1 protein-coding gene is annotated in these 14,012 nt (G+C 71.2%); it reads left to right on the top strand.

From position 1 onward, the window contains the following. Positions 1–20: 20 nt before the first annotated feature. The gene (locus AB4Z55_RS08610) at positions 21–13,952 is read left to right on the top strand and encodes an amino acid adenylation domain-containing protein (protein ID WP_369519552.1); all 13,932 of its coding nucleotides are present in this window, start codon (positions 21–23) and stop codon (positions 13,950–13,952) included. Positions 13,953–14,012 lie beyond the last annotated feature (60 nt).

Below are 14,012 nucleotides of genomic sequence, written 5' to 3' on the forward strand. Positions count from 1 at the left end.
GGCGAGATGGAGGCCCAACGGTGACCGATGTGGTGCATGTGGCGACGAGGTCCGACGTACCGGCCATCGTGTTCGGTCCGCGTCGCGTCAGCTACGCCGAGTTCGGGGCGCGGGTCGACTCACTGGCTCGTCATCTGATCTCCCTCGGTGTCGGACCCGACGTCGCCGTGGCGGTCGCCATTCCCCGTTCGGTCGAGCTCCTCGTCGCCATCCACGGCATCGTCGCCGCGGGCGGTCACTACGTCCCGCTCGACATCGACGCGCCGTCCGACCGCACCCGGTACATGCTCGACACCGCGGACGCCCGGCTGGCCCTCGTCGCCGCCGGCTCGGCCGTCGAGCTGCCGGTGGACGTCACCGCGGTCGTGGTCGACACGACCACCGAGGTCGACCTCGCCACCGCACCGGTCACCGACGACGAACGCCGGGCGCCGCTGGCGCCCGCGGACGCGGCCTACACGCTGTTCACCTCGGGGTCGACGGGTCGGCCGAAGGGCGTCACGGTGTCGCATGCGGCGATCGTGAACCGCCTGGAGTGGATGCGGGACTGGTATTCGATCAAGGACTCGGATGTCTTCGTCCAGAAGACGCCGGTGACGTTCGACGTGTCCGTGTGGGAGCTGTTCCTGCCGTTCGCGGTGGGGGCGACGCTGGTGGTGGCCGAACCCGATCGACACGGTGATCCGCGGTATCTGGCCGAGCTGATCACGGCCGAGAAGGTGTCGGTCATCCACTTCGTGCCGTCGATGCTGTCGGTGTTCCTCGACGTCCTCGGCGATCGGGTGGGCGACCTGTCGTCCCTGCGGTTGACGTTCACCTCCGGCGAGGCGCTGACCGCTCCGGTGGCGCAGGCGCTGGTGACGGCGTTGCCGCACAACGAGCTTCACAACCTGTACGGCCCGACCGAGGCAGCGGTGGACGTGACCGCCCATCAGGTGCGGGCAGGGGAGACGTCGGTGCCGATCGGCGTCCCGGTCCCGAGCACCACCACCTTCGTCCTCGACTCGCGACTACAGCTCGTGCCCTCGGGCGTGCCCGGTGAGCTGTACCTCGGGGGCGTGCAACTCGCCCGTGGGTACGCGTCGCAGCCCGCCCTGACCGCCGAACGCTTCGTCGCCAGCCCCTTCGCGGCTCCCGCACGCGGCGATGCCCCGGACAGTGACTCCACCGCCGGCGACTCCACCGCCGGCACCGAGGGTTTCGGCGACCCCGGCGAGCGTCTGTACCGGACCGGCGACCTCGTGCGATGGAATGCGCGCGGTCAACTGGAGTACCTGGGCCGCACGGACTTCCAGGTGAAGCTCCGCGGCCAGCGACTCGAGCTGGGCGAGGTCGAGTCCGTCCTGATGTCGGCGCCGGGTGTGCTGCACGCGGCCGCCACCGTGGCGAAGGTGTCCGGACAAGCCCACCTCGTCGCCTACCTCGCGCCCGCGTCCGTCGACGTGGACGCGGTCAAATCGGTTGTCGCGCAGGCGCTCCCGGCCTACATGCGACCCACGGTGTGGATGACGCTCGAGCAACTGCCGCTGAACAGTGCGGGCAAGGTCGCCCGGCGTAAGCTGCCGGTCCCCGAAGTGACCGTCGAGGAGTTCGCCGCCCCCGAGTCCGACGCCGAGACCTCGATCGCGGCCATCGTCGCCGATGTGCTGGGCACCGATCGCGTCAGCGTGACGCAGTCGTTCTTCGACCTCGGCGGCAACTCGCTGTCCGCGGCGCGGGTGGCGGCGCGGGTGGCCGACCTGCTCGACGTCGACGTGTCGGTGGGTGACCTGTTCGACGCGCCGTCGGTGCGGGCCCTGGCCGGCCTGGTGGCCGGACGCGGTCGGAGCGTCCCGCGCGTCACCGCGATGCCGCGACCCGAGCGATTGCCGTTGTCGACGGCGCAGAGTCGCATGTGGTTCATCAACCAGTTCGACACTGCCTCGGCGGCCTACAACATCCCGATGGCGCTGCGCCTCACCGGAGCTCTCGACCTCGACGCGCTGGAGGCCGCGGTCGGTGATGTGGTCGCCAACCACGAGATCCTGCGGACCACCTATCCCAGCGACGAGCAGGGGCCGCTCCAGCTCGTCACCGATCCCGACTCGGCCCGTGCCCGCCTCGACTGGCGGGCCGTGGAGACCGACGAGGAGCTGTTCGTCTCGGCGACAACCGGATTCGACGTCGCGAGCGAATTCCCGCTGCGCGGCCGGGTCCTGCGTCGCGGGGACGACACGGTCGACGTGGTGCTCACCGTGCATCACATCGCCTTCGACGGTGAGTCGACCCCGGTGTTCGTGCGCGATCTGCTCGGCTCCTACCTGAGTCGGACGAACGCCGCGCCCCCGGTCGCCGCGCCTGCGGTCCAGTACGCGGACTTCGCCCTCTGGCAGCGCGAATACCTCGGCGCCGCCGACGATCCGGGCACGCCGATGGGCCGCCAGCTCGACCACTGGCGCGCGGTCCTCGCGGATCTCCCCGCGGTGACCGACCTGCCGATGGACCGGCCGCGACCGGCCGTCCTCGACACCGCGGCGGCGGTCGAATCGGTGACCGTGGACGACGCACTCGTCACCGCCCTGGACGACCTCGCACGCAACCGCGACGTCACGCTCTTCATGGTGCTGCACGCCGCGCTCGCCGTCACCGTCGCCCGGCTCGCCGCCACCCGGGACGTCGTGATCGGCACACCGATCGCCGGCCGCCCCGACGCCGCCCTCCACGACCTCGTCGGCATGTTCGTCAACACGCTGGTGCTGCGCACGGCCGTCGACCCGGCATCGACGATGGATGACCTCATCGCCACGATCCGCGCCACCGACCTGGACGCCTTCGCGCACGCGGACGTCCAATTCGACGACCTGATCGAGGAACTCGCGCCGGAGCGGTCGACTTCGTACCCGCCGCTGGTGCAGATCGCGTACACCCTGGCCGCCGCGGGCGGCCGCCCGGAGGAGATCGACCGGGTGGAGTTCTCGGACCTGAGTGCCGAACCGCTCGGAGTCGCCACGCCGACCGCCAAGTTCGACCTCACGGTCTCGGTGTCCGAACGCACCGGGTCGTCGCCGATGCGGGCCGATTTCCTCTATGCCACCTCGTTGTTCGACGCCGCGACCATCCGCCGCGTCGCCGAGGTGTGGCTCCAGGTGATCGCCGCGATGGCCACCGACCCCGCGGTGCCCGTCGGCGACATCGACATCGTCGGCATCGACGCCGCGACTCTGAGCGCTCCGAGCCGCAACTCCGTCGGCGAGGTCACACCCGCTGCCGACGGCGGGGTGACCGAACCGGTGACCCTCACCGAGCTCCTCACGCGACGCGACCTCGATCCACACCGTCCGGCCCTGATCCACGACGGGGCCGAGATCTCCTACGCGGAGTTCGAGGACCGCACCGATCGCCTTGCGCGCCGGCTGATCTCGCGTGGAGTCGGCCCCGGCGACGTGGTGGCCGTCGGCCTCGAGCGGTCCATCGGGTCGGTGGTTGCGGTGTTCGGTGTCATCAAGGCAGGCGCCGCGTATGTGCCGATCGACCCCGCCTATCCGAGTGATCGCATCGACTTCATGGTGGCCGACTCCGGTGTCCGGCTCGGCATCACCGACGCCTCGACGCGGGCCCGGCTCGGCGAATCATCCTGTGACTGGCTCGAACTCGGTTCGCTCGACGACCAGGCCGTCGCCGGCGGGCCGGTCACCGACGCCGAACGTCGCCGACCGGTCCGGCTCGACGACCTGGCCTACCTCGTCTACACCTCCGGCTCCACCGGACGCCCCAAGGCCGTCGGGGTCCCGCATCGCGGCATCGCGAACTTCGTCGCCGCGCTGACCGAGGTCACCGGCACACCGGCACAGGCCCCCGACACCCGTGTCCTGCATGTCGCCTCACCGAGCTTCGACGCCTCGGTGCTGGAGATGATGTGGTCGATCGCGGTCGGGCACACCCTCGTCGTCGCGCCGGCCGCCGAGTACGCCGGCGACGCGCTCGGGCGCATCCTCGAACGCGACCGGGTCACCGACACCCTCATCACCCCCACGGTGCTGGCGACCGTCGACCCACGGCGGGGCCGCACCGTCCGGAACCTCGTCACCGGCGGCGAGGCGTGCCCGCCCGAGCTGATAGCGCGCTGGGCCACACCGGAATCCGGGCGCCGGATGTACAACTTCTACGGGCCGTCGGAGGCCACCGTCTGGGCGACCACCGGACGATCCGAGCCCGGGGTGCCGGTGACCATCGGTCGCGCGGTCCGCGGCTTCACCGCCCACGTGCTCGACGGCCGTCTGCATCCGGTCCCGCAGGGCGTGGTGGGTGAGCTCTACCTGTCCACCGGTGACTCGCTGGCCCGGGGTTACCTCGGCCGGCCCGGCCTCACCGCCTCGTCTTTCGTGGCCGATCCCTTCGCCCGCGAACCGGGCCGGCGCATGTACGCCACCGGTGATCTGGTGCGGATCACCGCGACCGGTGAGATCGAGTTCGCCGGGCGCGCCGACCACCAGGTGAAGATCAACGGCCAGCGCGTCGAACTCGGCGAGATCGAGTCCGTGCTCGGCGATCAGCCGGGCGTCGGCTCGGTCGTCGTGACCGGCGTCGACGACGACCACGGGCGCACCCGGCTCGTCGCCTACCTCGTGGCCGACGACACCACCGGCGACCGGCGCCTCGATGCCGACGCGGTTCTCGCCGGGGCGGCCGACCGCCTTGCCGGACACATGATCCCGCACTCGGCGATGGTGCTCGACGAACTGCCCGTGACGCCGGGTGGCAAGCTCGACCGGCGCGCGCTGCCCACCCCCGAGTTCACCACTCCCGCCGACGGATACGTCGCACCGGCGACGACCGCCGAAGAGACCCTCGTCGCGATCGTCGCGGGGCTGCTGGGTCTCGAGACCGTCTCGGTGACCGAGTCCTTCTTCGCGCTCGGCGGCGATTCGATCATGTCGATCCAGCTCGCCTCCGCCGCAAAGGCGGCCGGGTTGCCCCTGTCACCCCGAGAGATCTTCGAACAGAAGACCATCCGCGCGATGGCGCGGGTCGCTTCGGCGGGCGGGGACCGCGCCCCGATGCTCGCCGAACCCACCGGCGATCCCGACGGACGGGTCGACCTCCCGCCGATCGTGTCCTGGCTCGTCGATGCCGCGCCGACACCGGCCGACCTCGCGGACTTCAACCAGTCGATGGTGCTGACCGCGCCGGCCGGCCTCACCGTCGGCCACCTCGGCGACGTGCTCGGGGCGCTCGTCGACGCGCATCCGATGCTCGGCGCGCGCCTGGAGCCCGCCGGTGGCGCCCAGACCGGGGACACCCAGACCGGGGACACCCAGACCGGGGACACCCAGACCGGGGACACCTGGACCCTCACTGCCGGAACGCCGTTCGACGCCGATGCCTCGATCGTCGCGCTCTCGACCGACACGGCCGTCGGCGAGCCAGGCTTCGCCGACGCGCTGGTCGACGCGCATGCCCAGGCCGCGGGTCGCCTCGACCCGGCCGCCGGGCGACTGGTCGCCGCGACGATCGTCAGCGGCGCCGCGACCCGGGAGTCCGCGCCCGCGGAGCCCGGTGCACCCGCTCGGATCGTGCTGGTGATCCACCACCTCGGCGTCGACGCGGTGTCGTGGCCGATCCTGATCGAGGACCTCCTCACCGTCCACGCCCAGCTGACCGCCGGACAGCCCGTGGCGGTCCGGGCCGAGGAGACCTCGCAGCGTGCGTGGCAGGGCGCTCTCACCGCGCAGGTCGACGCACGTCGGACCGAGGCCGGGTACTGGCTCGACCGCGCGCCGGCCGAACCGACCGACTTCGGCGCGCCGCTCGACCCCGACCGCGACCGGTACGGCACGCTGACCTCGATCGTCCACCGCGTCGAGCCGGCCATCGTGGATCCGCTGACGACGACTGTGCCCGAAGCGTTCTCGGCGTCCGTCGTCGATGTCCTGCTCGGCACCCTCGCGCGGGCGGTGCGGTCCTGGCAGCGCGATCGCGACATCGCCGACGCCGCACCGGTCACCGTGCTCACCGAGGGACACGGCCGTTACGAGGACGTGCTGCTCGCCGGCCCGGAGCCGCGTCGCGCGGACCTGTCGCGCACGGTCGGCTGGTTCACCTCGATCGCCCCGCTCGCCATCGATCCGGCCGACGACGTCGTCCACGCGATCAAGGCGGCCAAGGAAGAGCGTCTCGGCATGCCCGACTCGGGGATCGGGTTCGGCCTGCTGCGCTATGCCGCAGCTGTCGGCGACCCCACCGACCCGGTCGCACAACTGCGGTCCCGTCCGCTGCCCACGATCGCGTTCAACTATCTCGGCACCCGCGGCGCGACCGGACGCAGCGAGGCGCCGACGGCGCCCGGCGAGGTCGACACCCCGACGTCCGGTGTAGCGGCGCTCGCCGGCGCCGCGTTCCTGCCCGCACCCGACGCGCCGTTCCTGCCCGCTGCCGTGTCCGACGGGGTGGCGGCGATGAGTGTGCTGACGGTCAACGCGAGTACCGGCGCGTCCCCGGACGGCCGCGTGCTGTCGGCCGACCTGCAGTTCCCCGCGGCGATCCTGTCGCCGGAGGATGTCCGTGACATCGCACGGCGGTGGACAGCGGAACTCACCGACGTGGTCCGCCTCGTCGCCGACGGCGTCGACGTCGGCCGGTCGCCCGCGGACGTCCCGGGTGCCGACGTCACCCAGCACGATCTCGACACGGTGGCGCAGCGGTTCCCCGGCGCCCAGGTCTGGGCACTGTCGCCGCTGCAGCGCGGACTGTACTTCCAGTCGCAGCTCGCCGGTACCGACCAGCTCGACGTATATGTGACCCAAGCGGTCCTGCATCTCGACGGCGATGTCGACCTGGACCGATTGCGCACCGCCGTGGTCGCTCTGCTCGATCACCACCGCACGCTGAAGTCCGGCTTCGTACGGGTGCCCAGTGGACATGTGGTCACCGTCGTGCCCGAGACGGTGCCGTTGCGCTGGCGCGTGATCGACGTGCCGGCAGCCGGTGACGACGATCTCCGGGCTGCCGTCGACGAGGTGTCGGCGGCCGAGCGCACCGAACCGTTCGACCTCGCCGACCCGCCGCTGCTGCGTGCGGTGGTGGTTCGGCACGCGCAGGGGACGAGTGTGGTCATCACCAACCACCACATCCTGTTCGACGGTTGGTCCGGTCCGCTCGTGCTGGCCGACCTGCTCGCGCTCTACGCGACCGGGTCCCCGTTCACCGGACAGGGGACGGGTGAGCGCACCGACTTCGCCGATTACCTCGCCCGCATCGCCGACACCGACCTCGACGCCGGTCTCGCCGCGTGGGCACGGGTCCTCGGACTGGTCACCGAACCCACACTGGTCGCCCCCGGCCTCACCGGCACGTCCGTCGAGGACGGCGAGAATCGCACCGCGGCAGAACATCTGCCTCGCGAACACCGCTGGGTCCTCGAACCCGACCTCGTCGCGGCGCTCGAGCGCACGGCACGACAGTCGGGCTCGACCATGGCCACGACGCTCCAGCTCGCGTGGGCGGTCCTGCTGTCCCGTCTCACCGACAACCGAGTGGTCACCTTCGGTGAGACCGTCTCCGGGCGGCCCGCCGGACTCGACGGGGTCGAGTCGATGGTCGGCCTGTTCATCAACACCCTGCCCGCCGTCGTCGACGTCGATCCGGACGCCACGATCGCCGAGGTCCTCGGCCGGTTGCAGTCGGACAAGACCGCCGTCCTCGATCACCAGCACATCGGCCTGCCCGAGATCCTCACCGCTGTCGGTCATTCGCAACTGTTTGACACGCTGACCGTGCACGAGTCCTATCCCGTGGACAACGATTCGCTGGCCGGCGGCGCCGCGAGTGCCGCGGTGGGGCTGTCGATCCGCGACGTCGAGGTCTCCGACGCCACGCACTATCCCCTCAACCTGGCGACCTCGCCGACCGCGTCGGGCATCGCGGTCCGGTTGACCTACCTCCCCGACGCCTTCACCGACGACGAGGTCGCCGTCTTCGCGCGGTCGCTCGTGCGGATCCTGCAGACGATCGCCGACGACGCGCAGACTCCCATCGCCGACATCCCGCCGATGTCGACCGTGGACGAGGCCCGCCTCGACACGTGGTCGGCCGGCCCGGACCTCACGCCCGCCGGCACCCACGTCGCCGATCTGCTCCTCGAGCGGATCGCTGCGTCTCCGGACGCGATCGCGGTGCAGGGTCGGTTCGGGGAGGCGACCTACGCCGAACTGGGCAACCGGGTGAGTGTCCTCGCCCGACGGCTGGTCGGTCTGGGTGTCGGGCCGGAAGTCGCGGTGGGCGTGTGCATCCCGCGGTCGACGGAGATGATCGTCGCGGTCCACGCGATCCTCGCTGCCGGTGGGCAGTTCGTGCCGATGGACCCCGCCGCCCCGGCCGACCGCATCGACTACCTGGCGCGCACCGCCGGGGTCGCGGCCGTACTGATCGGCCCGGGGCCGTCCCCGGCGGGAATCGAGGCGCTCGACCCCGAGGTGACCGTCGTGACCGTCGACGACGACTCGGACGCGGCGGTACCGCTTTTCGGTCCTGCCGAACGCGTGTCGGCGGTCGACGGCGCGAATCCGGCCTACACCATCTTCACGTCCGGTTCGACGGGTCGTCCGAAGGGCGTCACGGTCAGTCACCAGACACTGCGCGCGCATCTCGACTACGACCGCGGCGCCTACGAATTCGGTCCCGACGACGTGTTCCTACAGGTGCTGGAACTGACCTTCGACCCCTCCGTCGGTGAGATCCTGCGTCCGCCGCTGTCGGGTGGCCGCCTCGTGGTCATGGAGCCGGGTGCGCATCGTGATCCCGTCGCGGTACTGCGTCACCTCGCCGACTTCGGCGTCACCTCGGCGACGCTGGTGCCCTCGATGCTCGCCGTGCTCACCGAGGTCGCGGAACCCGAGCAACTGCGGGGGCTCACCCGGTTGCGTCACCTGCACACCGGTGGCGAAGCCCTCCCGCAGAGCGTTGCCGAGACCGTCCGGGAGCTCATCCCACACGCCCCCGTCAGCAACCAGTACGGACCGACCGAGGCGACGATCTACGCGACCGTCGCCCGGGTCTCGGGTGACTCGGTCGCCATCGGGCGACCCGTCGCGAACACCACCGCGCTGGTGCTCGACCATCGGTTGCGGCCGGTGGCACCGGGATTCACCGGCGAGCTGTACCTCGGTGGTGTCCAGCTGGCGCGCGGATACACCTCGCGGCCCGCCCTCACCGCCGAACGGTTCGTGCCGAACCCCTACGGCGCACCGGGATCCCGCCTGTATCGGACCGGTGACCTGGTCCGCTGGCGAGCCGACGGTGAGCTGGAGTACCAGGGCCGCACCGACTTCCAGGTGAAGCTGCGTGGCCAGCGGATCGAGCTCGGCGAGATCGAGTCGGCCCTCATGTCGGCGCCGGGGGTCGTGTACGCCGCGGCGGCGGTCGTCGAGACCCCGGCCGGTCAGCAGCTCGTGGCCTACCTGACCCCGTCGTCGGTGGACCTCGACGCGGTCAAACACGCCGTGGCGCAGTCCCTTCCGGAGTTCATGCGTCCCGGTATGTGGATGCTGCTGGAGGAGATGCCGCTCAGCAGCGCGGGCAAGATCGTGCGGCAGCAGTTGCCCGCGCCGACCGTCGACGCGGCCGCGATCGTGCCGGTCGCGGGCGCACGAGAGACGGCCGCCGCGGCGGTCTTCGCCGAACTGTTGTCGATGTCTGCGGAGAACGTCGGCGCCACCACCAACTTCTTCGACATCGGCGGCAACTCGCTGTCGGCGATGAGGGCGGCAGCCCGTCTCGGTGACGCCCTCGGTGCCGACGTCACGGTTCGTGACGTCTTCGAGGCTCCGACGCCGCGCCTGCTGGCCGAACGCCTCGCCGACCGGACCGGCGGACTCCCGCCGATCGCCGCGGCGACACCGCGGCCCGACCGGATTCCGCTGTCGTACGCCCAGCAGCGGATGTGGTTCATCAACCGGTTCGATCCGACGTTGGCGGCCTACAACATCCCGGCCGTGGTGCGCCTGACCGGTGCACTCGATCCCGAGGCGCTCGGCGCCGCCATCGCCGACGTCGTCGCGCGGCACGAGATCCTCCGCACCACCTACCCCGAGGTCGGCGGTATGCCGGTCCAGGTGATCGCCCCGGTGTCCGACATCGCGACCCGGCTCGACCACGAGTTCGTGCCGGCGGCCGACGGTCGTGATCCAGGAGCGGTCGTCGGGTCCGCGGTCACCGCCGGCTTCGACCTCACTGCCGACTGGCCGGTGCGGACCAGGCTGCTCGAGATCGAGACCTCGTCCGGCACAACGGAATACGTTCTGGCTGTGGTGCTGCACCACGTGGCCTCCGACGGTGAATCCCTCGGCCCGCTCGTCACCGACCTCACCACCGCTTATCTCGCGCGGACGGCCGGGGAGCAGCCGCGATTCGAGCCGTTGCCCGTCCAGTACGCCGACTACGCCATCTGGCAGCGACGTGCCCTCGGCGATGTCGACGACGCGACGTCGGCGATGGGCGCCCAGCTGGATTACTGGACCGCACACCTGGCCGGCATGCCGGATCTGCTCGAGCTGCCGACCGACCGCCCGCGTCCGGCGGTCGCGTCGCAGCGCGGTGCGCGCGTGTCCTTCACGATCCCGGCGGACGTCACCGCGCGGATCGACACCGTCGCCGACGAGTTCGGGGCCACCCCGTTCATGGTGTTGCACGCGGCGCTGGCGGTCCTGCTCGCCGATCTGTCGGGCACCGATGACGTGGCGGTCGGTACGCCGATCGCCGGTCGGGGCGCCGCCGTGCTCGATCCGCTCGTCGGGATGTTCGTGAACACGCTCGTGCTGCGGACCGCGCACGCGGGAGCCGACACCTTCGCCGACGTGCTCGATCGCGTCCGCCGTGTCGACCTCGACGCCTTCGCGCATGCGGACCTGCCGTTCGAGACCCTCGTCGATCGGCTCAATCCGGTTCGCTCCGAGTCGTTCGCGCCGCTCACCCAGGTGTGGTTGACCCTGGACCAGAGCGTGGTGCCCGAGCTCGCCGGACAGTCGCTGTCAGCCGATCTCGGCGACATCGCGGTCACCCCGCTCGACGCGGGGGAGGTGCCGGCCAAGGTGGACCTGCTGTTCTCGGTCGGGAAGGCCGGAGCGGGCGAGACCTGGACGGCGGCACTGCAATACGCCACCGATCTGTTCACCGAATCCACCGCCGCCGGGTTCACGGCGCGGTTCGTCAACCTGCTGGACGCGCTCACTGCGACCCCGGGCGCTCCGGTCGCCGCCGCGCCCATCCTGCTGGCGGGTGAGGCCGAGTCCCTGGTGCCGGTGCGCGGTGGCGAGGCCGCCGAACCCGTGTTGCTCGGCGACCTGTTCGCCGAGGCCGGCACGCGCTATCGGCGTCGGACCGCGGTGGTCGACGCCTCCGGGGCGACGCTGTCGTACTCGGCGCTGCATGCCCGGTCCAACCGCCTGGCCCGGTGGCTGATCGGCCGCGGCGTCGGCCCGGAAACGCTGGTGGCACTGGCGATTCCGCGGTCCGTCGATCTCCTGGTCGCGATCTGGGCGGTGGCGAAGACCGGCGGCGGGTACGTCCCCATCGATCCGGACTATCCCGCCGAACGCGTGGCGACGATGGTCGAGGACGCGGGCGCCCGGCTGGGTCTGTCGGTCACCGCCGTCGGAGCGTTGCCGGACGAGGGTTTCGAGTGGCTTCGCCTCGACGACACGTCGGTGGTCGCCGAACTCGACGCCACCTCCGAGGCCGCCGTGGAGCCGGGGGAGCAGGCCGGACCGGTTCGGACCGACAACGTCGCCTATGTCATCTACACCTCGGGCTCGACCGGTCGCCCCAAGGGCGTCGCGGTGTCACATTCGGGTCTACGGAACTTCGCCATCGCGAAGTCGCGGGCGCTCGGGGTCGAGGACGGCGCGGTTGTCCTGGGATTCGCGTCCCCGAGCTTCGACGCCTCGGTGCTCGAATACCTCCTCGCGACGGTCAACGGCGGGACGCTCGCCTACCGGCCGTCGACCGCGGTGGGTGGCACGGAGCTGCAGGAGTTCATGCAGCGACACGAGGTCGCCACGACCTTCCTCACGCCGTCGGTGCTGTCGACGCTCGACCCGACCGCCTTGCCCAGCCTGCAGGCGGTGTCCGTGGGCGGCGAAGCGGTGCCGCAGTCGGTGATGGACGCCTGGGCACCGCACACCCGCATCCACAACGGTTACGGCCCGACCGAGACGACGATCATGATCGCGGTCGGTGAGGCGGCGACGCCCGGCGAGCCGGTCCGCCTCGGCGGTCCGCTGCCCGGCGTCGAGTTCCTGGTGCTCGACGCGCACCTGCGGCCCGTCCCGGTCGGCGTGGCCGGCGAGCTCTACGTCCTCGGACCCGCCCTCTCTCGTGGCTACCTCGACAAGCCGGGCCTGACCGCCGCGCGGTTCGTCGCCAGTCCGTATGCGGGCGCCGGACGCCGGATGTACCGGACCGGTGACGTCGTGCGGTGGCGGGAGTCGCGCTCGGGAGGTCTCACCCTCGAGTACTCCGGTCGGAGCGACGACCAGGTGAAGCTCCGCGGCCTCCGCATCGAGCTGGGGGAGATCGAGGCGGCGCTGCGCTCGGCGCCCGAGGTGCGATCCGCGGTCGTCGTCGGTGTCGGTTCGTCGGGGACACCGAGCTCGGTCGCCGCGAGTCTCGCCGCATATGTCGTCGGTGGCGGCGTACAGGTGGACGCCCTGCGCGGCCTGCTGTCCGCCCAGTTGCCCGCGCACATGGTGCCCGCGTCGATCACGGTGCTCGACGAGTTCCCGCTGACCCCGGTGGGCAAGCTGGACCGGGCGGCGCTGCCCGCACCCGAGGTGGCGCCCACCGAGTTCGTCGCCCCGAGCACCCCGGTCGAGCAGGCGATCGCCGATGCCTACGCCGAGGTCCTCGGCGTCGAGCGGGTCGGGGCCACCGACAGCTTCTTCGATCTGGGCGGCAACTCGCTGTCGGCCACGCGCGTGAAGGCGGTACTCCGCGACCACAACGGCTTCGACATCGAGCTCGCGTGGTTGTTCAACGATCCGACCGTGCGTGGTCTGGCCCGGCGCCTTGCCGACGGCAACGCGGTGAGCAGCGACGTCGTGATCACCCTTCGCGGCGAGGGGGCGCGGGCCCCGCTGTTCTGTGTGCACCCGGCCGGTGGCCTGGCCTGGTTCTACGGCGGACTGGCCCCGCATCTGCGGGACCGGCCGATCTACGGGCTGCAGGACCCGCACGTGGTGACCGGCGAACCGAGCGTCACCGATGCCCGGGAACTCGCCCGGCGCTACGTCGAGGAGATCCGGCGCGTCCAGCCGCACGGCCCGTACCACCTGCTCGGCTGGTCGGTCGGCGGTGTCATCGCACACGCCATGGCCACCCACCTCGTCGGACTCGGTGAGGGCGTCGCCTACCTGGGGATCATGGACTCGCGTCCGGAGGACGAGCCGGTGATCACCGGTCACGACCGCCCGTCGCCCGCCGGCGACGAGCCCGGAGACATCGTCGTGGCCGATGCGCCGGGGTCGACCGTCGCCGAGACCATCGAACCCGATGCGTCGACGGTCGTCGACGTCCTCGGCGGTTGGCGCGACCTCTTCGATCTCGGCGACGACGTGCAGGCGTCCACCTCCGAGGAGGTCACCGCGATCATCCGGCAGCAGATCTCCGGCATGGGACTGCTGGCCGAGGACCAGGTGGAGCGCATCATGGACAGCTTCGATTCCTCGACCCAGGTGGTTCTCGACTACCGCCCGGACGTCTTCGCCGGCGACATGCACGTGTTCACCGCGACCGAGGACAAGGACGACCCGTCGCTGTTGGCCGGTGCCTGGCGTCCGTACGTGACCGGCGCGATCGACAACGTGGATGTCGCCACCCATCACCTCGGGATGGCGAACGCCGACGCGCTCTCGGTGATCGGGCCGACGCTCGACGATCAGTTGTCGCGCGTCGACGGCTCGGCCGGACAGGGAGCGGAATGAGGGGATTTGCGTGACATCATCGACCTGACCTCGCCGACGTCCCGGCCGAGAGCCACTACG

Origin of the sequence: Gordonia sp. ABKF26 (assembly GCF_041103195.1) — a bacterium.
In the GTDB taxonomy this organism is placed as follows: domain Bacteria; phylum Actinomycetota; class Actinomycetes; order Mycobacteriales; family Mycobacteriaceae; genus Gordonia; species Gordonia terrae.